At 66.0% G+C, this 23551-nt stretch carries 23 protein-coding genes; 7 read left to right on the top strand and 16 right to left on the bottom strand.

Translation table 11 applies throughout. The features are described 5' to 3' along the window. The first annotated feature begins 10 nt into the window (after positions 1-10). The 3 genes from sdhA (at position 11) to ACP4XC_RS05660 (ending at position 3467) form a co-directional block, all read left to right on the top strand. Positions 11-1819 carry a succinate dehydrogenase flavoprotein subunit gene (gene sdhA, locus ACP4XC_RS05670; RefSeq protein ID WP_427173881.1) on the top strand — a complete coding sequence of 603 codons (1809 nt, stop codon included), beginning with the start codon at positions 11-13 and terminating at the stop codon, positions 1817-1819. A 1-nt stretch (position 1820) separates the two neighbouring features. Then, positions 1821-2603 (top strand): succinate dehydrogenase iron-sulfur subunit, encoded by a 783-nt coding sequence (locus ACP4XC_RS05665; RefSeq protein WP_427173880.1) that lies wholly within the window; start codon positions 1821-1823, stop codon positions 2601-2603. 93 nt (positions 2604-2696) lie between these two features. Continuing rightward, the gene (locus ACP4XC_RS05660) at positions 2697-3467 is read left to right on the top strand and encodes an alpha/beta hydrolase family protein (protein WP_427173879.1); all 771 of its coding nucleotides are present in this window, start codon (positions 2697-2699) and stop codon (positions 3465-3467) included. Here ACP4XC_RS05660 and ACP4XC_RS05655 read toward each other — a convergent pair. The 13 genes from ACP4XC_RS05655 to glyA form a co-directional block, all read right to left on the bottom strand. Beyond that, positions 3424-4584, bottom strand: a complete 1161-nt coding sequence (locus ACP4XC_RS05655; protein ID WP_427173878.1) for a YihY/virulence factor BrkB family protein — start codon at positions 4582-4584, stop codon at positions 3424-3426. The genes ACP4XC_RS05660 and ACP4XC_RS05655 overlap by 44 nt on opposite strands. Further along, positions 4529-5077, bottom strand: a complete 549-nt coding sequence (locus ACP4XC_RS05650; RefSeq protein WP_427175025.1) for a 2'-5' RNA ligase family protein — start codon at positions 5075-5077, stop codon at positions 4529-4531. Before ACP4XC_RS05650 ends, ACP4XC_RS05655 begins: the two co-directional genes overlap by 56 nt. 145 nt (positions 5078-5222) lie before the next feature. Next, positions 5223-6266, bottom strand: coding sequence for a tryptophan--tRNA ligase (trpS, locus tag ACP4XC_RS05645; protein WP_427173877.1), 1044 nt, complete (start codon positions 6264-6266; stop codon positions 5223-5225). A 19-nt stretch (positions 6267-6285) separates the two neighbouring features. Further along, complete coding sequence (locus ACP4XC_RS05640; protein WP_427173876.1) at positions 6286-7119, bottom strand: exodeoxyribonuclease III; 834 nt, start codon at positions 7117-7119, stop codon at positions 6286-6288. A 10-nt stretch (positions 7120-7129) separates the two neighbouring features. Further along, a complete protein-coding gene (locus ACP4XC_RS05635) occupies positions 7130-7693 on the bottom strand; it encodes a hypothetical protein (RefSeq protein WP_427173875.1) in 564 nt (187 codons plus the stop codon). Between the two features lie 74 nt (positions 7694-7767). Next, entirely contained in the window at positions 7768-8631 is an 864-nt protein-coding gene (locus ACP4XC_RS05630) for an ABC transporter permease (protein WP_427173874.1), read from the bottom strand. Further along, positions 8628-9500: an ABC transporter permease gene (locus tag ACP4XC_RS05625; RefSeq protein WP_427173873.1), complete on the bottom strand. Its 873-nt coding sequence runs from the start codon at positions 9498-9500 to the stop codon at positions 8628-8630. Before ACP4XC_RS05625 ends, ACP4XC_RS05630 begins: the two co-directional genes overlap by 4 nt. Continuing rightward, on the bottom strand, positions 9460-10383 hold the full coding sequence (locus tag ACP4XC_RS05620) for an ABC transporter ATP-binding protein (RefSeq protein ID WP_427175024.1): 924 nt from the start codon (positions 10381-10383) through the stop codon (positions 9460-9462). Before ACP4XC_RS05620 ends, ACP4XC_RS05625 begins: the two co-directional genes overlap by 41 nt. 247 nt (positions 10384-10630) lie before the next feature. Continuing rightward, positions 10631-10954: an SHOCT domain-containing protein gene (locus ACP4XC_RS05615; RefSeq protein WP_427173872.1), complete on the bottom strand. Its 324-nt coding sequence runs from the start codon at positions 10952-10954 to the stop codon at positions 10631-10633. Positions 10955-11088: 134 nt separating this feature from the next. Next, positions 11089-11754 carry a response regulator gene (locus ACP4XC_RS05610; RefSeq protein WP_427173871.1) on the bottom strand — a complete coding sequence of 222 codons (666 nt, stop codon included), beginning with the start codon at positions 11752-11754 and terminating at the stop codon, positions 11089-11091. Next, on the bottom strand, positions 11751-12953 hold the full coding sequence (locus ACP4XC_RS05605; protein WP_427173870.1) for a sensor histidine kinase: 1203 nt from the start codon (positions 12951-12953) through the stop codon (positions 11751-11753). The genes ACP4XC_RS05610 and ACP4XC_RS05605 overlap by 4 nt, the downstream gene beginning before the upstream one ends. A gap of 94 nt (positions 12954-13047) precedes the next feature. Continuing rightward, on the bottom strand, positions 13048-13965 hold the full coding sequence (locus tag ACP4XC_RS05600) for a bifunctional methylenetetrahydrofolate dehydrogenase/methenyltetrahydrofolate cyclohydrolase (RefSeq protein WP_427173869.1): 918 nt from the start codon (positions 13963-13965) through the stop codon (positions 13048-13050). A gap of 3 nt (positions 13966-13968) precedes the next feature. Then, positions 13969-15267 carry a serine hydroxymethyltransferase gene (gene glyA, locus ACP4XC_RS05595; RefSeq protein WP_427173868.1) on the bottom strand — a complete coding sequence of 433 codons (1299 nt, stop codon included), beginning with the start codon at positions 15265-15267 and terminating at the stop codon, positions 13969-13971. Positions 15268-15527: 260 nt separating this feature from the next. Here glyA and purU point away from each other — a divergent pair, with 260 nt between their 5' ends. Both purU and ACP4XC_RS05585 read left to right on the top strand, forming a co-directional pair. Further along, positions 15528-16388, top strand: coding sequence for a formyltetrahydrofolate deformylase (gene purU / locus ACP4XC_RS05590; RefSeq protein WP_427173867.1), 861 nt, complete (start codon positions 15528-15530; stop codon positions 16386-16388). 6 nt (positions 16389-16394) lie between these two features. Then, positions 16395-17114 (top strand): class I SAM-dependent methyltransferase, encoded by a 720-nt coding sequence (locus ACP4XC_RS05585; protein WP_427175023.1) that lies wholly within the window; start codon positions 16395-16397, stop codon positions 17112-17114. A 69-nt stretch (positions 17115-17183) separates the two neighbouring features. Here the strand turns inward: ACP4XC_RS05585 and ACP4XC_RS05580 are convergent, their stop codons facing one another. Then, on the bottom strand, positions 17184-17675 hold the full coding sequence (locus ACP4XC_RS05580; RefSeq protein ID WP_427173866.1) for a DUF2231 domain-containing protein: 492 nt from the start codon (positions 17673-17675) through the stop codon (positions 17184-17186). Positions 17676-17905: 230 nt separating this feature from the next. Between ACP4XC_RS05580 and ACP4XC_RS05575 the strand changes: the two genes are divergently transcribed. Further along, entirely contained in the window at positions 17906-18427 is a 522-nt protein-coding gene (locus tag ACP4XC_RS05575; protein ID WP_427173865.1) for a gamma carbonic anhydrase family protein, read from the top strand. Between the two features lie 30 nt (positions 18428-18457). Here ACP4XC_RS05575 and ACP4XC_RS05570 read toward each other — a convergent pair whose 3' ends face one another. Together ACP4XC_RS05570 and ACP4XC_RS05565 are read right to left on the bottom strand one after the other, a co-directional pair. Next, positions 18458-20176, bottom strand: coding sequence for an FAD-dependent oxidoreductase (locus ACP4XC_RS05570; RefSeq protein ID WP_427173864.1), 1719 nt, complete (start codon positions 20174-20176; stop codon positions 18458-18460). Positions 20177-20189: 13 nt separating this feature from the next. Then, positions 20190-21731: an amino acid permease gene (locus ACP4XC_RS05565; protein WP_427175022.1), complete on the bottom strand. Its 1542-nt coding sequence runs from the start codon at positions 21729-21731 to the stop codon at positions 20190-20192. Positions 21732-21916: 185 nt separating this feature from the next. Between ACP4XC_RS05565 and ACP4XC_RS05560 the strand changes: the two genes are divergently transcribed. Continuing rightward, positions 21917-23536 (top strand): PucR family transcriptional regulator ligand-binding domain-containing protein, encoded by a 1620-nt coding sequence (locus ACP4XC_RS05560; RefSeq protein WP_427173863.1) that lies wholly within the window; start codon positions 21917-21919, stop codon positions 23534-23536. Positions 23537-23551 lie beyond the last annotated feature (15 nt).

The following is a 23551-nucleotide window of genomic DNA, read 5'->3' as shown; positions in this document are numbered from 1 at the left end:
AGCGTCTGGTATGCAGGTCCATAAGTACGACGTCGTCATCGTCGGTGCCGGTGGCGCTGGCATGCGCGCCGCGATCGAATCCGGTCAGCGCGCGCGCACAGCAGTACTGACCAAGCTCTACCCCACCCGCTCGCACACCGGTGCGGCGCAGGGTGGCATGTGTGCGGCACTGGCCAACGTCGAGGAAGACAACTGGGAGTGGCACACCTTCGACACGATCAAGGGCGGCGACTACCTGGTGGACCAGGACGCGGCCGAGGTCATGGCGAAGGAAGCCATTGACGCCGTGCTGGACCTGGAAAAGATGGGGCTGCCCTTCAACCGCACGCCCGAGGGCCGGATCGACCAGCGCAGGTTCGGGGGCCACACCCGTGACCACGGCAAGGCACCGGTGCGCCGCGCCTGCTACGCGGCAGACCGCACGGGCCACATGATCCTCCAGACCCTGTACCAAAACTGCGTCAAGCACAATGTCGAGTTCTACAACGAGTACTACGTCCTTGACCTCCTGACCGTCGAGGAGGACGCTGTCCGCGAGGACGGCACGCCGTACAAGCAAAAGCGCGTGGCCGGCGTCGTGTCCTACGACCTCGCCTCCGGCGAGCTGCACGTTTTCCAGGCCAAGTCCGTGGTGTTCGCCACCGGCGGCGCCGGCAAGGTCTTCAAGACCACGTCCAACGCCCACACCCTCACCGGTGACGGCATGGGCATCGCGTTCCGCCGCGGCATCCCCCTGGAGGACATGGAGTTCTTCCAGTTCCATCCGACAGGCCTGGCGGGCCTGGGCATTCTCCTCTCCGAGGCTGCCCGCGGCGAAGGCGCCATCCTGCGTAACTCCGAGGGTGAGCGCTTCATGGAGCGCTACGCGCCCACCATCAAGGACCTCGCCCCCCGCGACATCGTGGCCCGCTCCATGGCCAACGAAGTGCGTGAGGGACGCGGCTGCGGCCCGAACAAGGACTACGTCCTGCTGGACCTGACGCACCTCGAGCCGGCGCACATCGACGCCAAGCTGCCGGACATCACCGAGTTCGCCCGCACCTACCTGGGTGTGGAACCGTACACGGAGCCCGTTCCGGTGTTCCCGACGGCGCACTACGCCATGGGCGGGATCCCCACGAACATCAGCGCCGAGGTGCTCCAGGACAACGACACCGTGGTCCCGGGCCTCTACGCCGCCGGTGAGGTGGCCTGCGTGTCCGTACACGGCTCGAACCGCCTCGGCACCAATTCGCTGCTGGACATCAACGTGTTCGGCAAGCGCGCCGGCATTGCCGCCGCGGAATACGCCAAGACCGCTGACTTCGTGGAACTGCCCGCAGATCCCGAGGACTACACGTTGAACCTGCTGGACCACGTCCGCACGGCTGACGGTACCGAGAAGGTGGCCGCCATCCGCAAGGAACTGCAGGACACCATGGACGCCAACATGCAGGTGTTCCGCACCGCGGACACGCTGAACCAGGTCCTGAAGGACATCGCGTCCTTCGAGGAGCGGTACCAGCGCATCAGCGTCCAGGACAAGGGCAAGCGCTTCAACCTGGACCTGCTCGAGGCCGTGGAACTGGGCTTCCTGCTGGAACTGGCCAAGGTGATGACCGTGGCGGCCCTGCACCGCGAGGAATCCCGTGGCGGCCACTTCCGCGAGGACTTCCCCGAGCGCGACGACGAAAAATTCATGAAGCACTCCATGGCGTACAAGGATGAGCATGCTCCGGCGGATGGTACTGCGGTGTCCGCAGAAGCGATTGCGGGCATCCGACTTGCCACCAAACCGGTGGTCTTTACGCGCTACGAGCCGATGGTGAGGAAGTACTAAGATGAGCGCTGAACTCGCTGAGCCAGCATCAAAGATCGAACTGCCGGCCCACGTCGGCGGGGGCGGGGATATCCCGTCCTTCGACGTCCACCTCCGGGTGCGCCGCTACAACCCGGAGATCTCCGACGAGTCCACCTGGGATGACTTCCACGTGACGATGTACGGCACCGACCGCGTGCTCGATGCCCTGCACAAGATCAAGTGGGAAATCGACGGCAGCGTCTCCTTCCGCCGGTCCTGCGCCCACGGCGTCTGCGGTTCCGATGCCATGCGCATCAACGGCCGCAACCGCCTCGCCTGCAAGACCCTCCTGAAGGACCTGGACACGTCCAAGCCCATCACGGTCGAGCCCATCAAGGGCCTGCCGGTGGAGAAGGACCTGATCGTGGACATGGAACCGTTCTTCCAGTCCTTCCGCGAAGTCATGCCCTTCCTGATCAACCGCGGCCACGAGCCCACCAAGGAACGCCTGCAGTCCGCCGAGGACCGCGAGCGGTTCGACGACACCACCAAGTGCATCCTGTGCGCCGCGTGCACCTCGTCCTGCCCGGTGTTCTGGACCGACGGCCAGTACTTCGGCCCGGCGGCGATCGTCAACGCGCACCGCTTCATCTTCGATTCCCGGGATGACGCCGGCGACATGCGCCTGGAGATCCTCAACGACAAGGAAGGTGTGTGGCGCTGCCGCACCACCTTCAACTGCACCGAAGCGTGCCCCCGCGGCATCCAGGTCACGCAGGCGATCGCCGAGGTCAAGCAGGCCATCCTGTCGCGCAAGATCTAGTCATCTCCGTACCACCAAGTAACAGCCGACGGCGCTGCTCACCTTCCGGTGAGCGGCGCCGCCGTCGTTCAGCTCCAAACGAAAGAGAATGCAGTGTCCCGCTCCGAGAAGATCTCCTTTGAAGGTTCCACCGGCGAGGTGCTCTCCGGCATCATCGACGTCCCCGAGGGGCGGGTGAAAGGCTGGGGCGTCTTCTCCCACGGGTTCACGCTCGGGAAGGACAGTCCGGCCGCGGCGCGCATGTGCAAGGCGCTGGCGGACAACGGTGTGGGCATGCTCCGCTTCGACAACCTGGGCCTTGGCGAGTCCGCCGGGCTGTGGTCCGAAGGTTCCTTCAGCCATAAGGTGGCGGACACGGTGAAAGCGGCCGAGTTCATGCGCGACTCGGGCCGGGCAGTGTCGCTGCTGGTGGGACACTCGTTTGGCGGGGCCGCTGTCCTGTCGGCCGCCAGGCACATTCCGGAGCTCGACGCCGTGGCCACAGTGGGCGCTCCGTTTTCACCCAAGCATGTGGCCCACGTTTTCGACGCCGCCCTGGACCGGATTCTCAGCGAAGGCAGCGCGGAGGTGGACCTCGGCGGCAAGCGCGTGGAGATCCGCCGGCACTTCGGGGAGGACCTGGAGAACGCGGACCTGACCGACTGCATTAAGCAGCTGCACAAGCCGCTGATGGTGCTGCACTCCCCCACGGACAATACGGTGGGCATCGAAAACGCCAGCACCATCTTCCAGACTGCCCGTCATCCGAGGAACTTCATTTCGCTTGAAGGCAGCGACCACCTGCTGACCGGCAAAGGCCAGGCGGCGCGGGCGGCAAAGATTATCTCAGCGTGGGCCGATCAGTACCTCGACGCCGGAGCATAGCCGGGCGGGTGACGGGACGCTTTCCCGCTGGCGGAGTGTTTCCCGGCTGAACCTGCCGCGCACCCCAGCCGGTGGTCTTGGCTGCAGGCGCGCTCTTCAGGTCCTCCTCCCGGATGGCGGCCCACGCGGCGGAGACAAGATAGACCTGGCTGACCAGGTTGAACCAGATCAGCAGGCCGATGATGATGGCGAAGGGCGCCAGAATGGGGTTTCGGCCGGAATTGGCAAGCAGCTCTGTGCTGAATATCTGGAGGACGGTGGTTCCCACCGCTGAAAGTATGGTTCCTTCCAGGAGCGCCTGCCGGGCAAGCTTGAGGCCGCCGCCCAACCTGAACATAATGAGGCCCGTTACCCAGCCGAGCAGCAGCGGCACCCCGATCTTGATCGCCGTGGTCAGGGGCCACGCCACTACCGGGTCCAGGTGCAGCTGCCCAGTCACCCAACCGGCCGCCGTGCCGAACACCAGCGAGACCCCGGCGCTGAGGACCAGCGCCGCCCCGAGGAGCAGCAGGGTTCCGGTGTCGCGGAGTTTCTGGATCACGGGATTCATCTTCAGGGGTGGCAGCCCCAGCACACCACGCAGACCGTCGCGGACTCCGGCGATCCAGCCCAGGGACGTAATGACCGTTACGGCAGCGGCGATTACGGCCGCCCAGCCCAGGCCGTTGGGATTGAGAAGGTTCTGCGGATCAACCAGGCCTTCCTTGCCGCCCACTTTCAGAAGTCCTGGAGCGCTGGCTGCCACGCTGCTGATCATCCGGTCCAGTAACGCCGGCTGGCCGCTGAGCAGAAGCCCGGCGACGGAAAAGCCGGTGGCCAGCAGGCCGGTGATGGAAAAGAACATGTTGAAGCCGATACCGGCTGCCATCAGTGGACCGTGCTGCAGGTTGTACTGCTGAAACGCCCGCATGGGCCGGAACGCGTTCAGCCGCGCCAGCAGCCATTGAAACACGGCCACAAGGCCTGGGACGGTGCCGCCGGACCTGCGGACCTTGCCCCATTCCTGCCGCTTCCGGATAACCTCCAGCTTGAGCAAGGCCTGTTCTGTGGGGAGCGGCGCCTCAGCTGCGTTCTGCTGCGCCGGCCGGGCCTCGGGGGTCTTCAGTGTCGGTGCCAAAATCGAGCTCTTCCCGTAGCTGCCATATGCCGTTGATGTCGTGCTCGTAAAGTCCCATGCTAGCCACTGGGAACGTGGCCCTATAGTCCTTGAGCACCGTTTCGGCCTCGTCCAGGCTTTCCGGCGCCACATCGTGGGCAATTGTCACGTGGGGATGGAACGCGAACGGCAGATCACGTTCCAGCGGCCCGGTCTGCAGTTGCTCGTGCAGGTTCACGCAGGCGTCGAAGCCCTCTTCGACGTTGAGGAAGACCACAGGTGAGATGGGCCGGAACGAACCTGTCCCCGCTATGGTCACGGTGAACGGCTGCTGTTTGCGTGCCACCTCGCGGACGTGGGTGCGGGTGGCCTCCCAGTCCTTCGTCGGGGTGGTGGTGACCAGCGTGATGTGCGCCGGAATAACTCCCGCCATGGGATCGCCGAAGGACGCCCGCCAGCGCTGGAGCTCCTCGGCGATGGCGGCCGGGAACCCGAGGATGACGCCGATGCTCATGCCGTCCGTATGGGGGCGCCGGCGCACCGGTGCCGGTCCGCGGCCAAGGGTGTTGTCTTCATCGGCTTCCACGAACTTCCCCGTGCCACGATACGTGGCACGGGCCTTCCCGCTTGCTGAGACCTTGCTGGCGGACGACATGTGGCTAGCGGACCCCCGCCAGGCTCAGCGATGGCAGGAACCCCATGCGCTCATACACTTGGCTCAGCGTCACGGAGGCGATTTCCCGGGCCCGCTCGGCGCCTTGGGCCAGCAGCCGGTCCAGCTCGGCGGGATCTGCCATGAGCTCGTTCGTGCGGTTCCGCAGGGGCGTAATGAAGTCCACCATGACCTCGGCCAGATCCACCTTCAGGTGACCGTACATTTTGCCTTGGTACTCGGCCTCAAGGTCCGGCACCGATTTGCCCGTCAGGGTTGAGTAAATGGTCAGCAGGTTCGAAATTCCGGGCTTCGCCTCGGCGTCAAAGCGGATCTCCGTGCCGGTGTCCGTCACCGCGGACTTGATCCGTTTGGCGGCAATCTTAGGGTCCTCCAGGAGTTGGATGATGCCGTTCGGGGATTCGCCGGTCTTGGACATCTTCGCGGTGGGATTCTGGAGGTCGTAGATCTTGGCGCTGGCCTTGAGGATGGTGGCTTCCGGCACGGTGAACGTCTGGCCGAAGCGCGTGTTAAAGCGCTGGGCGAGGTTGCGGGTGAGCTCCAGATGCTGCCGCTGGTCCTCTCCCACGGGGACCAGATCGGTCTGGTACAGCAGGATGTCGGCGGCCATCAGGGTGGGGTAGGCGAATAGTCCCAGCGTCGCGGCGTCGGCGCCGGACTTCTGGGTCTTGTCCTTGAACTGCGTCATGCGCGATGCCTCGCCGAAGCCCGTGATGCAGTTCAGGGCCCAGGCCAGTTGCGCGTGCTCGGGGACGTGCGACTGCACAAAGAAGATGCTCTTGTTCGGATCGATGCCCGCCGCGATGTACTGCGCGGCAACGACGCGAGTGCGCTTGGCGAGCTCGGCCGGTTCGAAGTCCACCGTAATGGCATGGAGATCGGGAATGAAGAACACGGCATCGTATTCGGACTGCATGTCCACCCAGTTGCGGACGGCCCCGATGTAGTTGCCCAGGTGCAGGGAGTCCGCCGTGGGCTTTGCCCCGGAGAGGATGCGCTTCTTGGAATCAGGTGCGGTTGAGCTAGTCATTCAGAGAAACCTTCAGGGCTTAGAGCCGGTAGTCCACTACCAGCGGTGCGTGGTCGGAGAAACGGGTGTCCCATGACGGCGCCCGGTCCACCACCGCTGAGATTGCGGCGGTGGCAAGTGCGGGCGTTGCCATGTGGTAGTCGATGCGCCAGCCTGTGTCCGTGTCAAAGGCCTTACCGCGCTGGGACCACCAGGTGTAGGGGCCGTCGACGTTTCCCGCCAAGCCCCTGTGGACATCCCTCCAACCGATTTCTTCGCCGAAGAAGCGGTCGAAGTACGCACGCTCCTCCGGCAGGAAGCCGGCACGTTTGACGTTGCCCTTCCAGTTCTTGATGTCCAGCTCGGTGTGGCCCACGTTCAGGTCGCCCACCACCAGGGCGTGGTCGCTGTGCTTTGCCAGCTCAGGCAAGCGCGTGGACATCACGTCCAGGAATCGGTACTTGTCGTCCTGTTTCGGCGATCCTGCCTCGCCGGAGTGAACGTAGGCGCTCACCACGGTCAGCCGGGCCGGGGCCCCTGCGGAGTCGGTCACGAGGAAGTCGGCTTCCACCCAGCGGCCCGCGGTGGCAAAGAAGTCGTCGCCGATCCCGGAGCGGGTGCCCACTGGCTCGGTGCGGGAGGCAATAGCAACCCCTGCACGCCCCTTGGCCTCGGCTTCCGCGTGGAGGATGAACCACCCGTCGCCGAGGAGCTCCCGGACAATCGCGTCCGGGGCGCGCACTTCCTGCAGGCAGAGGATGTCCACTTCGCGGGGCTCAAGCCACTCCGCCATGCCCTTTTTGTACGCAGCACGGAGGCCGTTGACGTTGACTGATGCGATGCGAAGGTGGTCCTTCTTCAATGCCGAGCTCACCCGCACCACTCTAGTCGATGATGGTTCCGCTGACGGGCTCGTCAGCACTGCCCGGGGACTTGATCATGTCGCGGGCATTGGTGGCGGTGATTTCGATCGTTTCCAGGGCCCGCCGGATGGTGTCCTCATCCGAAGCGGCGCCCTTGGCGCGCTCCTGCTCCACAACGCGGACCTGCACCTGCACGATCTTGAACGAGTGGTCCAGCTTCATGTCGCGTACTTCATCCGCGTCGCTGCGGGCTTTGACCAGGCGGGTGCCGCCGTGGTCGGCGCTGGTGCGCGAGGGTGCGCGGCCTGTCGCGGCGTTGAATGCGTTTTGGGCTTCAGTCAGCTTGGCGCCGGCCTTCTTGGCGGCCCGCTGGATGCTGAACACCACAAAGGCCGCCAGCGCAAGCCAGAAGCCGGCAATGATCGCCACCACCCAGCCCACGACGTCGTTCTGGTTGGCTGCGAAGATGACGGCCACCACGAAGGCGACGATGAAGACCATCATGCCGGGCCCGCTGATGCGGAACATGGAGAAGCCGCCCTTGGCCGTGGTGGATGAAGAGTTGGGGTTGCCCAGAGATCGCATGGATTCATTGTCTCAAACCTGGGGCGCCGGGCGGCACCGCTTCCACCGCCGGCGAACGGCCAGTGAGTGATCTGCTATTTGAGGAACAGCTTGCGCAGGCGCCCGGTGGTCAGCAGGACTCCCAGCGCGATCATCACCAGGTAATAGCCGATGTGCAGGGCGGTTGCAGGGCTGAAAACCCCCACGCTGATTTGGCGGAGGAGCTCCACCCCGTGCCACAGGGGCATGGCCTGGATCAGCCACTGGATGGTCTGCGGGTAGACGCTGAGCGGATAAAAAGTGGCGCTGAACAGGAACATCGGCAGCATCACGAAGTTGATCCAGTCCATTTGCTGGAAAGTCTTCATGTAGCTGGTGACACCCATGCCGAAGCTGGCGAACCCGAAGGCGATCAGCACTGAGGCCGGAACCATCAGAATGGCCCAGGGTGTGGTGATCAGGCCCATAATCCCCATCACGGCGGTGAAGCCTGTCGCGTAGAGCAGGCCGCGGAGGAGGGCAAGGAAGATCTCGCCCATGGCCACGTCCAGCGGCCCCAGGGAAGTGTAGAGCATGCCCTGGTACAGCTTGGCGAAGTTCATTTTGAAGAAGACGTTCCAGGTGGAGTCGTACACGGCGCCGTTCATGGCGGAGACGGCCAGCAATGCCGGCGCGATGTACGCCGCATAGCTGATTTCCTGACCGCCGGGCCCCTGCACAGAGCCGACAATGGCCCCCAGCCCCACCCCCATGGAGATCAGGTACAGCACCGGCTCGAAGAAGCCCGAGAGCATCACCATCCAGTTGCTGCTCTTGGTGGCCATGAGTCCGCGGGCTATGACCGCCCTGACGTTCCGTGAGTACATGGGCCCGAAATGGCGGTTGCGGGCGGCGTCCGCGGCACTGTGGCCGGCCGGATTGGGACCGCCGCCCTGCCGGCTCCCGGCCGCGACGCTCACTGACCCATCCTTTTGACGAACTGGCGCCTTGTGAGGACCCACCCCACCGCGGCAAGGCCCAGGAGGAACACGAGGTGCACGACGGTCAGCAGCGCGGACTCCTGATAGCCGTAGCTGAACACACGGCCCAGCTCGGTGCCGTGCCAGATCGGTGAGATCCAGCCGATCCACCGCACGCCGGGAGGCAGGGTGTCCAGCGGGAAAAACGTGCCCGAAAACAGGAAGAGGGGCATAACAATGAACCTCATGACCATGGCGAACTGGCCCTTGTCATGCTTGATCGAGGCCGCGTACGCCATGAGCGGCAGGCCGAAGGACAGCCCCGCCAGCGTGGCAACCGGCACCGTCACCCAGCCCCAGCCGCTGGGGGACGCCCCGAAAAGTGCCACCACAAGGAAGTAAAGGGCGGATTGGAGCAGGAAGCGCAGCGTGACGGCGATGATGTGCCCGGCGGCGATCTGTTCCGGCGTAAGCGGCGAGGCGTGGGGGCCGTAGTACACGCGGCGCCATTTGAAGCCGTCCATAACAGGGAAAGTGAACTCGTTCGCGGCTGTCATGACGGCTGCGGAAATCAGCAGGGCGGGGGCAATGAACGAAAGGTAACTGACACCGCCAAACACCGACTCGTTGTTGGTGTCCACCAGGGTGGCAAGACCCACACCCATGGCGAACAAGTACGCCACGGGCTGCCCGACGCCATACATAACAATGGTCCAGCCGTACCCCTTCATCACGCGCAGGACCTGCTCGGCGTAATAGAAGGCGCCCCAGCGGCGGGCCCTGGCCGCGGAGATGGATGGCGGATGGGCGTGCATGGACGCCGCCGGCTCAGTCAACGAGGCTCCTGCCCGTGAGCCTGAGGAAGACATCCTCCAACGACGAGCGGCGGACCAGCGATGTTCGTGGCCGCAGTCCGCGAGCGGACACCTGTTCCAGCGCGGCCTCACCGTCCTGGGTGTAGATGAGCACCCGGTCCGGCAGCGTCTCCAGCCGTTCGCCAATCCCCTCAAGTTCGACGCCGATGGTGGCGTTCCGTTCCGAGCCGAAGCGCAGCTCCAGGACCTCACGGGTGGAATACTTCCGGATGAGGCTGGCCGGCGAGCCCTCGGCCATGATTCTGCCTTTGTCCACCACGATCAGGCGGTCGCACAATTGCTCGGCCTCGTCCATGTAATGGGTGGTGAGGATCAGCGTGACGCCCTGCTCCTTGAGGCGGAACAACCGGTCCCAGAGGATATGCCTGGCCTGGGGATCCAGGCCCGTGGTGGGCTCGTCCAGCAGGAGGATCTTGGGCTCGTTGATCAGCGAGCGCGCGATGGTCAGGCGCCGTTTCATGCCGCCGGAGAGCGTATCCACTTTGGACTTGGCTTTGTCCGTCAGTTGGGCGAATTCGAGCAGTTCGTCGGCCTTTGGTTTGAGGTAGCTCATCGGCAGCCCAAAATACCGGCCGTACACCAAGAGGTTGTCGCGGACCTTCAGCTCCTCGTCGAGATTGTCCTGCTGTGGAACCACGCCCAGGTGCGCCCGCACCTCGGGTCCATGTTTCTCGGGGTCCAGGCCCATGATGGTCAGGCTCCCGGACGTGCGCTGGGAAACCCCGCCGATCATCTTCATGGTGGTTGACTTCCCCGCCCCGTTAGGTCCGAGCAGGCCAAACGCCTCGCCGGCCGGGACGCTGAAGGAGATGCCATCCACGGCCGTGACGTCGCCATAGATTTTGGTCAGCTTGTCTGCGGTGATGACGTAGTGCATCGGTTGGTCCCGGGTCTGCCGGCTGGCCAGGTCTTCTCCGGAGGAGTCTTCCCGGGAGAGGTCTTCGTTGGACACAATTTCGGACACCCAGACCACGTTAGTACTCGCGTTCGAGCAAATAAAGAGTCAGGTCTCCAAAAAATCCATTCGTTTTCCGAAAAGCCCCGCGTGCGCGCCTCCGGGATATCCGGCGCCGGGCGGGCCCGCGGAAAGAAGGAGCGCTCTCCGCGGGCCCGGCCGGATGGCGTTATCTGGCCGGCCGGCCCCGGTCCTGTTCACGCAGCACCTGCAGCCGCTGGCGGTACTCGTTCTCGTCGATCTCCCCGCGGGCGTAGCGTTCCCGCAACACGCTTTCCCCTCCCTGGGTCGCGGCCCAGTTCCGGTTGCTGCGCCACGCGCGCCGGCCGGCGAAGATCAGTAGCCCGATCACCAGGATCCAGAAGAGTGGGAACAGCAGAAACCAGGGTGAGAACCCGCCGTCGTACCAGGGCATCCGGGCGGGCATCGCTCCTACGGGCGCGGCCAGCACCGTGGCAAGGCCTGCGGTCAATGAGGTAAACATGGCAGTCATCCAAACTCTCGATTCAAGCCGTTTTCCGGCTCTGCATCAAGTCTTCTCCCCCGGGGCCGGTTCCGCGTCCCCCGGCGGGAGTCAGTTGGATGCAGTCCAGTACTCCGTGGGGAGACTGCGGGCAGAGCGCGCGGCTAGCCCGTCCAACCCGGCCGAACGAGCCCCGATTCGTAGGCGAGGACCACCAGTTGCACCCTGTCGCGGACCGAAAGCTTGGCCATGATCCGCGACACGTGGGTTTTGGCCGTCAACGGGGTAATGAAGAGCCGCTCGGCAATCTCGGCGTTGTTCAATCCTTCGCCCACCAGCCGAAGCACTTCGCGTTCACGGTCCGTGATCTGCTCGAGCGCCCGGGGCGGTGTTGACGCCCTCGATTGAAGAGCGAGCTGCGCCATGATCCTCGGGGTCACGGACGGCGAGAGGAGGGCGTCGCCGTCGTGCACAACGCGGACGGCGCGCAGCAGTTCCTCCGGCTCGGTGTCCTTGACCAGGAAGCCGGCAGCGCCGGCGCGCACCGCCTCCGCAATGTACTCATCGAGTTCAAAGGTGGTGAGGATGATGATGCGCGTTCCGACCAGGCCCGGCTCAGCCAGGATGCGCCGGGTCGCCTCGAGTCCGTCTCCGTGCGGCATGCGGATGTCCATCAGCACCACGTCGGGTCTGTCCCGGATGGCTAGCCGCACGGCGTCGTTCCCTGTGCCGCACTCGGCCACCACCTCCATGTCCGGCTCGGCGTTGAGGAGGGCGCGGAACCCTGCCCGGATCAACGTCTGGTCATCAGCGAGCAGGATGCGGATCATTGGCGTTCCTCCCCGGGGGCGGGCGCGGCCCGGGCGCCGGAGTTTGACGCGGTGGAACGTGAGGCGCCGGAGCGTGACGCGCCGGTGAGGGGCAGTACGGCCCGCACCCGCCAGCCCGGCTCCAATGGCAGGAACTGCACCGAGCCACCCAGCGCCGCAGCCCGTTCGCGCATGCCGGTCACACCATTGCCCTCCGCGGCACCGGCGGCGCCGCGTCCGTCATCGTCCACCGTGACGGTCAGCCGCCCGGTTTCCGGCCCGGCCGCCGCTGCCTCGAGCACGACGGCGGCATGGCGGGCGCCCGCGTGCCTCACCACGTTGGTCAGCGCCTCCTGAACGATCCGGTACGCCGTTTCCTGCACGGCACCCGGCACCGGCTGCCCTATCCTTTCGTCGAACCGCACTTCGATCCCGGCGCGGCGCGCATGGTCCATCAGTTCGGGAAGCTTGCCGAGCCCCGGAGCTGCGGCGGGACGAAGCGGCGCATCATCACGCAGCACGCCCAGGAGCTGGCGGACCTCGTCGAGGGACTCCTTACTGGCGCTTTTGATGGCCTCCAATGCGGAACGGAACTGCTCCGGATCCCGGTCCCCCAAGTGCAGAGCCACAGAGGCACGGACGTTGATCATGGACAGGGAATGGGCCACCACGTCGTGGATGTCGCGGGCCAGGGTCAGGCGGTACTCATCGCGGGCGGCCTGTTCCCGGGATTCCTGCTGCTGGCGCCGCTCGGCCACACGCTCGCCCCGCAGCCGGGCGCCCTCGCCCAAAAGCACCAGAATCACCAGCCACGACACCCCTGCCACGGCGCGGACCAGGGCTCCCTCATCACCGCCGGCCGCTACCACCCCGAGCAGGACCGCCGCGCAGGCACCCACCACAATCCAGGTCTGCCACCGCCGGCCCGCGGCGGCAGAGAAAACGATCGCCAGCGCGAGCGAGAGCGGGGCGGGTCCCCAGGGGTACCCGGCCAGCAGATAGGTGATGGTTGCGGCGGCGGCCACCGGCAGCATCACGCCCGGAGCCCGCCGTCGCAGGGACAGCGCCGCCGGGCCGGCCAGCAACAGCCCGAAGGCCACCAGGTCCAGCGGGCGGTGGCCAGGCTGCCGCCCGGCGGCGAACACGGTGCCCACCACCTGGACCACCGCCACCGCGATCACCACGAAGGCAGTGGGCGGACCCTGGAATCGGCGCTGCATACTCCGAGCCTAGCGGCGCGGAGGGCCGGCGTCGTCTGCTTAACGGGGTAGGGCCCCTACTCCCGCGGGAGTAGGGGCCCTACCCGGGTGCCGCTTAGGCGCTCCCCGAGTTGTTTGCCTCTGCCAAGTGGCGTTCCGCGGTTTCCACCACGTTGGCGAGGAGCATGGCGCGGGTCATCGGACCGACGCCGCCGGGGTTTGGGGACAGCCAGGCCGCGACGTCCGCCGCCGCCGGGTCCACATCTCCGGTGACCACGGCCTTGCCGTTGCCGTCATCCACGCGGCTCACGCCGACGTCAAGCACGATGGCGCCCGGCTTGAGGTTTTCCGCCTTGATCATGTGCGGCTGGCCGGCCGCCGCGATCACGACGTCGGCCTGCCGGAGTTCGGCGGGCAGGTCAACCGTGCCGGTGTGGGCCAGGATGACCGTGGCGTTGACGTCCTTGCGGGTGAGCAGCAGGCCAACCGGCCGGCCGATGGTGACGCCGCGGCCCACCACCAGCACACGCTTGCCGTTGAGGCTGATCCCGTGACGGGTCAGCAGCTCCACGCAGCCCTTGGGCGTGCACGGCAGCGGGGACTTCATGGGCCCGCTGACGTTGGCGACGAGCCGGCCCAGGTTCATCGGGTGCAGGCCGTCGGCGTCCTTGTCAGGATCCATGGCCTCCAGGATAACGTCCTGGTCGATGTGCTTGGGCAGGGGAAGCTGCACGATGTAGCCGGTGCATTCCGGGTTCTCGTTGAGCTCGCGGACCACGGCCAGGAGTTCTTCCTGCGTGGTGTCCTCGGGCAGGTCGCGGCGGATGGACGTGATGCCCACCTCGGCGCAGTCCTTGTGCTTGCCGCCCACGTACCAGGTGCTGCCGGGATCGGAGCCCACCAGGATGGTGCCCAGTCCCGGGATGATTCCCTTGGCCTTGAGTGCGGCCACGCGCTCGGTCAGTTCGGCCTTGATGGCAGCGGCGGTAGCCTTGCCGTCAAGAATCTGCGCGGTTTTAGTGATTTCAGTCATGGATTACCACTGCTCGTGCTGCGGGTACAGCGGGAAGTCGGCCGCGAGCTTGTCCACGCGGGCCTGGAGGGCCTCGACGTCCGTGGCGGAGCCCGCCTTCAGCGCGGTGGCGATAATCTCCGCCACCTCGGTGAACTCCTCGGCGCCGAATCCACGGGTAGCCAGCGCCGGGGTGCCGATACGCAAGCCGGAGGTGACCATCGGCGGACGGGGGTCAAACGGCACGGCGTTGCGGTTCACGGTGATTCCCACCGAATGCAGGAGGTCCTCGGCCTGCTGGCCGTCCAGCTGGGAGTTGCGCAGGTCCACCAAGACCAGGTGGACATCGGTACCGCCGGTCAGCACCGAGACGCCGGCTTCGGCGACGTCGGACTGGTTCAGGCGGTCGGCGATGATCTTGGCGCCTTCGAGGACGCGCTCCTGGCGCTCCTTGAATTCCTCGGTGCCGGCAATCTTGAAGGCAACAGCCTTTGCGGCGATGACGTGCATGAGCGGTCCACCCTGCTGGCCCGGGAAGACGTTGGAGTTGAGCTTCTTGGCCCACTCCTGTTTGGCCAGGATCACACCCGAACGGGGACCGGCGAGGGTCTTGTGCACTGTTGAGGTGACGACGTCGGAGTGCGGCACCGGGCTCGGGTGCAGTCCGGCGGCAACCAGGCCGGCGAAGTGCGCCATGTCGGTCCACAGGAGCGCGCCGACCTCGTCGGCGATGGAACGGAATGCTGCGAAGTCGAGGTGGCGCGGGTAGGCGGACCAGCCGGCGATGATGACCTGGGGCTTCTCGGCGATGGCCTGCTGACGCAGCTTGTCCATGTCGATGCGGAAGTTGTCCTGCTCCACCTGGTAGGCGGCGACCTGGTACAGCTTGCCGGAGAAGTTCAGCTTCATGCCGTGGGTCAGGTGTCCGCCGTGCGCCAGGGACAGGCCCAGGATCTTCTCCCCCGGGGTGATCATGGCGGACAGGGCCGCGGCGTTGGCCTGGGCACCGGAATGGGGCTGGACGTTGGCGTACTCGGCACCGAAGAGGTCCTTGACGCGGTCGATTGCCAACTGCTCGGCGATGTCGACGTACTCGCAGCCGCCGTAGTAGCGGCGGCCCGGGTAGCCTTCGGCGTACTTGTTGGTCAGGACGGAGCCCTGGGCCTCCATCACGGCGCGCGGGGCGAAGTTTTCGGAGGCGATCATTTCCAGGGTGCCGCGCTGGCGGCCGAGCTCCTGGTCCAGTACTGCGGCGATCTCGGGATCGAGCTCAGCCAGCGGCAGATTGCTAACGGCGGACGAAGTGGCGGTGGTAGTAGTCACGAGGAACTCCTGGCTAGGCAACGGGTACAGCTAAAGGTCAGGCTACCGGCTGGCCCGCCGCACTGCTCCCAGATTACGGGCAGGACGGCGTCAGGGGGCAGCAGCAACCGCACTGCCTGCCGGCAAGACATGACCCTCGGCCCAGGCGTACGATCCGTGGTCTTCGTGAGTGCCGCTCCCTGATGGTTAGCCATCCAACGCCAGTTGCGACCTGTTAAGACTACCAAAAGCGGGTCTCTGGCGCGGGTAGGCTGGTATTCGTGACTGAAGACCAGCTGACCTCCTCCTATGTACTGACTCTTTCCTGCCCGGACCGCCCTGGAATCGTGCACGCCGTTGCCGGCGCACTCCTTGTGGCGGGCTGCAATATTACGGACTCCCAGCAGTACGGCAGCCAGTCCACCGGCACCTTCTTCATGCGCGTGGAATCCACCACTTCGGCGTCGCTGAGCGAGGTACACGCCGCGTTGGAGCCTGTCGCACAGGCATTCGGCATGCAGTGGAACCTGAGCCCCGCCGGCCGGAAGGTGCGCACGCTGCTGATGGCGAGCAGGTCGGCCCACTGCCTCAACGACCTGCTGTTCCTGCAACGGTCCGGAACCCTTCCGATCGAGATTCCGGCCATCGTCTCCAACCACCGCGACCTGGCCGGGCTCGCGGAGTTCTACGGCATCCCGTTCCACCACATTCCCGTCACCCCTGAGACGAAAGTCCAGGCCGAGGACGCGCTCCGGAAGATCATCGCGGAGGAGGACATCGAGTTGACCGTGCTGGCGCGGTACATGCAGATCCTCTCGAACGAGTTGTGCACCGAGCTGACGGGCAAGGCCATCAACATCCACCACTCGTTCCTGCCGTCATTCAAGGGCGCCAAGCCTTACCACCAGGCCCACGCCCGCGGGGTGAAGCTCATCGGAGCCACCGCCCACTACGTCACGGCAGCCCTGGACGAGGGCCCGATCATCGAGCAGGAAGTCATCCGGGTGGACCACCGCCGCACCGCCGAGCAGTTCGTCCAGATGGGCCGCGATGTGGAGGGACGCACCCTGGCCCAGGCGGTCCAATGGCATGCCGAGCGCCGGGTACTGCTGGACGGCAACCGCACGGTGGTGTTCAACTAGGCCGTGATGCCCGCAACGGAGGAACCCGACAGCGGGCAACCCGCTGTCGGAAAGCCTAGCGGCGGGGATCCCGCCGGCGAGGACCTGCTGGCCGCGTTCTATAACCGGCTCGCTGTTCTCCATCCTCCACGGCCCCTGAGCCCTGAACGGGACGAACAGCGCGGGCGGTTCATTGCCCTGCTCAAGGCCGAAGGCAGGCGCGGGGTGCTGGAGGTCGGCTGCGGAAGCGGCCTCGACGGGCTGAAGTTCGTCCAGGCGGGCATTCACTATACGGGAATCGACCTGTCGGAAGAGTACGTCCACCGTGCCGTGGCCAGGGGCCTGAACGTGTCGGTGGCCAGCGCCAGGCGGCTTCCCTTCGCCGACGCGGTGTTCCCCGCTGTGTGGACCATGAGCACTTTGCTGCACATCCCCAACCGGGACATCGACGACGTCGTCAGTGAGCTCGTGAGGGTGGCCGCGCCGGGCGCCCCGATCGCCGTCGGACTCTTGTCCGGGAACGACGAAGAGGAGCTGAATCCCGAGGACCGGATTGAGCCGGCCCGCTTTTTCAGCAGGCGCAGTGACGACACAGTGAGGCGGATCTTTGGCCGGCACGGCACCATCGAGGACTTCGCGACGTGGCCGGAAGGACCGGACAGGGAGTCAGCGCAGGAACCAGGGCAGGAGGCCGGGACCTGGACGCAGCACTACCAGTACCTGGTCCTGCGCACTCCCCGGACCTGACCCAACTGACTCGCACTTAAGGTCGCGAAACCGGCGAATGACGACCTTAAATGCGAGTCAGTTGGGACCCTAGGTGCCCCTGCGGCTGCTGGCCATGTAGCCGCCCAGGAAACCGCCCGAAATCAGCAGGACCGCCCCCAGCCGTGCCAGCCGGACGCCGAGCCTGTGGCGGTCCCGGAGCCTCGCGGCCAACGATCCCACAAAGACAAGGATGGCCACGGCGTTAAGCCCGGCATGAATGATTCCAATCCTCTGGGTGGGGCGGCTGGCCAGAGCCCACTCTGCCCATCCGGTGATGGCGGTGGGCACGGCGGATACGACGCCGAGGCCCACCAGCCGCGTGGCCGCCCGCTGGGTTCCGGCATCCGGAAACAAGTCGAGGTACAGCGCCATGAACCACGCACCGAGCGGCACATCCGTGAAGATAATGTGCAGCGGGATGCCCGTGGAATCGCCGTGGAAGACACTGCGAAGCCGCCGGTTTTCAACCAGGCGGCGGGCCCGCGGCTCAGCAAGGCGGACGGCCGCGTCCAAGGCTTCCATCCGTTCGAGCCACTGCATCTTCCACTGAAAGAGGCTTGTGCCAGGGGTTCGGGCCGGCCAGGCGAGGAGGCTGCCGGAACGGGCCCGGGAACCCGCGCGTGAAACCAGTCTGGAGAGGGCTCCAGGGTGCCAATGACGTTCCATGTGCCCATGCTAGTGAAGCCTGTCAGCGCCGTCACTAGGCACAAAGACCGCTTGTGCGACGCGGTTCGTGGGGCTTACGGGGGGCTTTGTTCTAGTCTTGGCTCATGGCTCCCGTATATCCCTTTGCCGGCGACACCCCGGCCATCCATTCCTCCGTGTTCATTGCCCCCACGGCCTCAATCATCGGCAAGGCCACCCTGGCCGAGGATGCCAGCGCGTTTTACGGCGTTTCCGTACGGGCCGACACGGCCGCTATCAGCGTCGGTGCGGGCAGCAACCTGCAGGACAACGTGGTGCTCCACGCGGATCCAGGTTTTCCCTGCACAGTGGGAGCGCGGGTCAGCGTCGGGCACTCCGCCGTCGTTCACGGCTGCACCGTGGAGGATGACTGCCTGATCGGAATGAGCGCCACCATCCTGAACGGGGCCGTGATCGGCGCCGGCTCGCTCGTGGCCGCCGGCGCCGTCGTGCTCGAAGGAACTGTGGTGCCGCCCCGCTCCCTGGTGGCCGGGGTGCCGGCCAAGGTGCGCCGGGAACTGACCGACGAGGAATTCGACGGCGTGCGGCACAACGCCGCCCACTACCGCGAGCTGGCGAAAGCGCACCGGGAACTCCACGCCGGCTAACTACGGCCAGGACTCTTCCACGCCGGCCCGTCAGTCGAGGCTGATGGGCCCAATGTCGTCGAGCAGCTCACCGGGTCCGGGGTTGCCGGGCGCCGAGGAGCCGCCGAGATGGTTCACCACGCCCCACACCGCGTTGAGCCCGGTGGTGACCGCGCCCTCGGCCCAGCCGGCCGTGAAGGAGACGTCGTCGCCTGCCAGGAAGATGCCCCGCTGGCTCATCGGAAGCTTGTCCTGCTTGAAGTGGGTGAACAGCCGCTGCTGGTAGCGGTAGTGCCCCGGCAGGTTGGCCTTGAAGGCGCCCATGAAGTTGGGGTCCGCCTCCCACGAGACGGTGATGGGCTGGCCCACGATGTGACTCGCGATGTTCACGTCCGGGTAGATCTGCTCCAGAGAGTGAAGCATGAGCTCCACCCGCTGGTCCGCGTCCAGGGCCAGCCACTTCAGCGCGTCATCGTTCCACGTGTAGGAAAGCAGGATGACCGCCGGCTTGCCCGGGCCGTTGTCCAGCAGGTAGGTGGCCCGGTTCAGCCGGTCGGTCAACGTCATGGACAGCACCTCCCGCCCGGTGTCCGGATCGATGTCCTTCCAGAAAGGCCGGTCCACCATCACGAACGTCTTGGAGGACTGCATATAGTGCGACCGCTCGATCGCCGTCCAGAGCGGAGCCGGGAAGAGTGCCTCGTCGGTATGGATCCGCGTTGACAGCAGCCACGACTGGCAGGTGGTAACAACGGCCGGATAGCTGGATTCCCGGCCCCAGCGTTCCCTGATGCGCAGGTCGCCGTTGGCGTCGCGGCTGATCTTGTCCACCGCTCCCCGCGGTGAGCCGGAGTGGAGGGAGGCCAGCGATGTGCCCTCGGGCCAGTGGACCATGCCCGACGGCGCGTGCTGCCACAGTGCCTCGGGGAGCCGCTGCGCTCCCCCGGCGATGAGCCGATGCTGGTCATCGGCGTCCGTATATACAACCCGCAGGATTTCCAGGATGGAGTTGGGGAAATCGGTATCCCAGCCGCCGGTGCCGAACCCGACCTGGCCGAAGGCTTCGCGGTGGGCAAAGCCCGCCTCCTTGAAGGATTCGCTGCCGGCAATGAAGCCGTAGAACGTCTGCTCGTCCAGGCGCGGCAGGAGTTCGTTCCAGAGCTCCTTGATCCGGGCCGTATCCCGCGCCCGGATGGCCTGCTGCATCCCGGCGAACTGGGCGCCGTCGTTCACTGCCGCTTTCCACGCGTCCGCCACCTCGCGGAAGAAGGGCGGCAGGTCCGCCGTCGTATTCGCGTAATGCTTCTCCCCCGCGAGCTCTATCACCGTGCTTGAGGTGACCGGCGCCAAGGGGTTCGGGAAGTCCTGGGTCTGCAGGCCCAGCAGGTCCACGTAGTGGTAGAACGCCTTGCCGGACACCGGGAAGCGCATCCCGCCCAGGTCCGCCACGACCCCCGGCGCGGACGGAAAGTTTGCCGTGCGGAGCCGGCCGCCGATCTGGTCTGCCTCGTACATCACGGGGCGCAGGCCGAGTTTCATGAGTTCGTACGCGGTGACCAGGCCGGAGAGTCCTGCCCCCACTACGGCCACCTCTGTTCCATAGAGCTCGGGAGGGACCGAGCCCAGTCCCTCGGGGTGCGCGAGGTAGTGGTCGTAGCTGAACGGGAAATCCGGGTTAAGCATGGTGATGGGGGCTTCGGCCGGCGGTGCGCCCGGGATGGACGTTGTGCTGGACGGATCGGAGGCCGGCAGTTCGGTGGCGATGGTCATGGGGTGTCTGCCTTTATCGGTTCAGGGTTGAAGGTTCGGGAGCGGAAGGTTCCGGGGTTGCCGCTGGCGCACGGCTGGATAGTTCACCGTATTCCTCGTGGCTCAGCGCCGCCACCCGGGAGTTCTTCCTCCCGTAGCCGAAGTAGGCGGCGAGGCCCACCAGCATCCAAACCCCGAAGACCAGCCAGGTGTCCGCACCCAGGTTGGCCATGAGGTAGGTGCACATCAGCGCGCCGAGGATCGGGGTCATTGGGAACAGCGGGACGCGGAAGGTGCGCTTGAGTTCCGGCCGGTTGCGGCGCAGGTAGATGACCGCCACGTTGACCAGGGCAAAGGCGAACAGCGTGCCGATGCTGGTGGCGTCGGCCAGCGCACCCAGGGGCACCAGTCCGGCGGTCAGTGCGACGGCGGACCCCACGATCAGGGTCCCGGCCACGGGAGTGCCCGTGCGGGTTGAGACGCGGCCGAAGATCCTGGGGACGAGTCCGTCTCGTGACATGGACAACAGGATGCGGGTCTGGCCGTAGAGAACGGTCAACACGATGCTGGCGATGGCGAGGACCGCTCCCACCGAAAACACGAGGGCGATCCATGGCTGTCCGGTGGTTTCTTCAAGGATCCGCACCAGCGCGGCGTCCGTGCCGTCGAACCATTCCCAGGGCCGGGCGCCGATCGCGGCCACTGCCACCAGGACGTAGATGGACGTGACGATCAGCATGGAGAGCATGATGGCGCGGGGCAGGTCACGCTTGGGGTTGCGGGCTTCCTCACCGGCGGTGGAGGCGGCGTCGAAGCCGATGTAGGAGAAGAACACGCGGGAGGCGGCAGCTGAGACGCCCGCGGCGCCCATGGGCAGGAGCGGCTCAAAGTGGGCGCCGTTGAATGCGGTGAACGCCACGGCACAGAAGAACAGCAGGATGCCCACCTTGACCACAACAATGGCAGTGTTGATCCAGGCGCTCTCCTTGGCGCCGCGCACCAGCAGGATCATGGCGAGTGCCACGGTGATCATGGCCGGGATGTTGATGACGCCTCCGTCGCCCGGCGGCTGGGAGATGGCATCGGGCAGGACCTGGCCGAAAACGGCGAGGGTTTCATTCACGTACTGCCCTGCGCCCACCGCCACGGCGGCCACGGAAACCGCATATTCCAGCACCAGGCACCAGCCGCAGATCCAGGCCATGCCTTCGCCCATGGTGGCGTAGGTGTAGGAGTAGCTGGAGCCGGCCGCCGGCACCAGTCCCGCCATTTCCGCGTAGGAGACCGCGGAGAGCAGGGCCGCAATGCCTGCGATGGCGAAGGAAATCCAGATGGCGGGTCCGGCCAACGGAACGGATTCGCCCAGGATGACCAGGATTCCGGTGCCGAGGGTGGCGCCGACGCTGATCATGGTCAGCTGGAGGACACCGAAGCTGCGGATCAGGCGGGTGCCGCCGTGCCCGGTTTCGGCTTCATCGACCATCTGTCCGATCGGCTTGCGGCGCAGCAGTTGCGCGGCCAGACCCGGACGGCGAGCGGCGGCCGGCGGCTGTCGGGTGAGGGTGGGCACAGTCATCATTGACGTCCGTTCGTGAGTAGTTTCTGGTTTTCCCCGTGGTCCAGCTTAGGTTTGTGAGCCACCTCTCACGGTTGTGCAGAATGACCTATAGTGTTCTGGCATGAGACTTAATGCACACTTCAACCCTTCGCCTTCCGAGGCGTTTTCGGGACAGCCCGGCGTGGATAATTCCGCGGCCTTCCATGTCGCCTGACCCGGCCACCGAGCGGCTCGGCTTCGTCACGCTGGAGCAGTTCCTGCGCAAGCTGCCGCCCCGGCTGAAGCTTCTTCACGACGGCGGCAACGGCGCCGGGCTGCTTCGCTGGGTGGAGCCGAGCGAGCTGGAGGATCCCACCCCGTACCTGCTTGACGGCGAATTCCTGCTCACTTCCGGGTTGCCGTTCCTCGGCGACGGCGGTGCTTCCGAACCGGTGGACGCTTACGTACGGCGGCTGGTGGGGGCCGGCGTGGGCGCCTTGGGGTTCGGTCTTGAGCCTTATTTCGACGCCGTTCCGGCCAGCCTGGTTGACGCCTGCCGCCGCCACAACCTGACCCTCGTCGAGGTCCCAAAGACGGTCCCGTTTGCAGCAATCGGCCTGGAATTTTCGCAGCTGCTGGAATCGGAGAATGCTAGGGTCTTCCGGCAGCTGGCGGACACCAACCGGCAGCTGATGCGGGCGGTTCTGTCCGCACGGCCGGAACACGAGCTCTTGGCCGCCCTCGTGCAACGGGTTCCGGTGTGGGCGATGCTGATGGGCGCGGACAGACGCGTCCGCGCCCGCGCCTCCGCCGGCGGGACCGGCCCGAACGGAACGGCTCCCAGCGGCAAAAACGCCTGGTCCGGCGTCGAGCTTTCCGCGTTGCAGCCGATGCTCGAGCGGCTGCTCGCCGGCAGCGGCCCCCGGGTGGAAATGGATTCCTTTGATATGCCCGGCTCGTCCCTGGTGTTTGGCCATCCGCTCCGCAGCACCCGGGACGCCAACCTCGGGGCACTCGTCCTGGGCACCGACGAGCCGCTTACCCCGGCGCAGAACAGCGTGGTCTCCTCCGTCGTCGGGCTCCTGGAACTGCTGGTACGCCAGCGGACCAGTGGTTCGCTCGCCCCCAGCCAGCTGGCCACCGCACTGCTGCTGCATCCGGAGAGCGTGACATCCGGCAGCACGCGGCACGTCAACGGGCTCAAGGACCTGCTGGCGCAGAGCATCGCTTCCACCCGCTCCGCCCCGCTCCGCGTGATCCAGGGCATCAAGGCGGATTCGCCGGGCTCGGCAGGCGGCGACAGTCCGGTCCGTGAGCTGCTGCAGTGGCGCAGGATGTTTGACACCAAGCTGGTGGAGATTACCGACTACGGATTCGCCGCGATCACCCGCCTCAAGGTCGATGACGCCCTGCTCGCCGAGGTCGAGAAACTTGGCTGGCGGCTGGTGGTGGGCGACGCCGGCGAATTCTCCACACTGGCCGCGGGCTACCAGCGCGCTACCGCCTTGCGCGCCCGGGTGCAGGCCACCGGCACGAGCGCCCGTGTGGATGAAGTCACGTGGTCGGTGGCCGGACTGTTGGGGCGCGAGGCCGGAACCATGCTGGCAGCACGCCTTCTGGAGCCTGTCCTGCACCAGGATTCCGAGCGCCGTGATGCCCAGCTCTCAGTCCTGCGGACCTGGCTCGGCGAGAACGGCAGCTGGGACGCCACGGCGAAGGCACTGGGCCTGCACCGCAACAGCATCCGCCGGCAGGTCAATGCCCTGGCGGAGCTGCTGAACGTGGACCTCAACCTGGCCCAGGTCCGGGCGGAACTCTGGATCGCGCTGCAGTACGTGGATTAGCCGCCGCGCCACGCC

Origin of the sequence: Arthrobacter sp. 92 (assembly GCF_050260325.1) — a bacterium.
Lineage (GTDB): Bacteria > Actinomycetota > Actinomycetes > Actinomycetales > Micrococcaceae > Arthrobacter.
The sequence above is the reverse complement of the archived record's forward strand: the minus strand, read 5'-3'. Positions and strand labels throughout refer to the sequence as shown.

What these genes read in the sequence shown, in the direction of transcription:
- ACP4XC_RS05570 (WP_427173864.1), bottom strand. Translation starts at nt 20,176, where the DNA reads ATGACCATCGCCACCGAACTGCCGGCCTCCGATCCGTCCAGCACAACG.
- ACP4XC_RS05575 (WP_427173865.1), top strand. Translation starts at nt 17,906, where the DNA reads ATGGCTCCCGTATATCCCTTTGCCGGCGACACCCCGGCCATCCATTCC.
- ACP4XC_RS05580 (WP_427173866.1), bottom strand. Translation starts at nt 17,675, where the DNA reads ATGCAGTGGCTCGAACGGATGGAAGCCTTGGACGCGGCCGTCCGCCTT.
- ACP4XC_RS05560 (WP_427173863.1), top strand. Translation starts at nt 21,917, where the DNA reads ATGTCGCCTGACCCGGCCACCGAGCGGCTCGGCTTCGTCACGCTGGAG.
- ACP4XC_RS05615 (WP_427173872.1), bottom strand. Translation starts at nt 10,954, where the DNA reads ATGACTGCCATGTTTACCTCATTGACCGCAGGCCTTGCCACGGTGCTG.
- ACP4XC_RS05565 (WP_427175022.1), bottom strand. Translation starts at nt 21,731, where the DNA reads ATGACTGTGCCCACCCTCACCCGACAGCCGCCGGCCGCCGCTCGCCGT.
- ACP4XC_RS05605 (WP_427173870.1), bottom strand. Translation starts at nt 12,953, where the DNA reads ATGCAGCGCCGATTCCAGGGTCCGCCCACTGCCTTCGTGGTGATCGCG.
- trpS (WP_427173877.1), bottom strand. Translation starts at nt 6,266, where the DNA reads ATGACTAGCTCAACCGCACCTGATTCCAAGAAGCGCATCCTCTCCGGG.
- ACP4XC_RS05625 (WP_427173873.1), bottom strand. Translation starts at nt 9,500, where the DNA reads ATGTCTTCCTCAGGCTCACGGGCAGGAGCCTCGTTGACTGAGCCGGCG.
- sdhA (WP_427173881.1), top strand. Translation starts at nt 11, where the DNA reads ATGCAGGTCCATAAGTACGACGTCGTCATCGTCGGTGCCGGTGGCGCT.
- ACP4XC_RS05585 (WP_427175023.1), top strand. Translation starts at nt 16,395, where the DNA reads ATGCCCGCAACGGAGGAACCCGACAGCGGGCAACCCGCTGTCGGAAAG.
- ACP4XC_RS05600 (WP_427173869.1), bottom strand. Translation starts at nt 13,965, where the DNA reads ATGACTGAAATCACTAAAACCGCGCAGATTCTTGACGGCAAGGCTACC.
- ACP4XC_RS05610 (WP_427173871.1), bottom strand. Translation starts at nt 11,754, where the DNA reads ATGATCCGCATCCTGCTCGCTGATGACCAGACGTTGATCCGGGCAGGG.
- ACP4XC_RS05620 (WP_427175024.1), bottom strand. Translation starts at nt 10,383, where the DNA reads ATGCACTACGTCATCACCGCAGACAAGCTGACCAAAATCTATGGCGAC.
- ACP4XC_RS05650 (WP_427175025.1), bottom strand. Translation starts at nt 5,077, where the DNA reads ATGAGCATCGGCGTCATCCTCGGGTTCCCGGCCGCCATCGCCGAGGAG.
- ACP4XC_RS05635 (WP_427173875.1), bottom strand. Translation starts at nt 7,693, where the DNA reads ATGCGATCTCTGGGCAACCCCAACTCTTCATCCACCACGGCCAAGGGC.
- ACP4XC_RS05665 (WP_427173880.1), top strand. Translation starts at nt 1,821, where the DNA reads ATGAGCGCTGAACTCGCTGAGCCAGCATCAAAGATCGAACTGCCGGCC.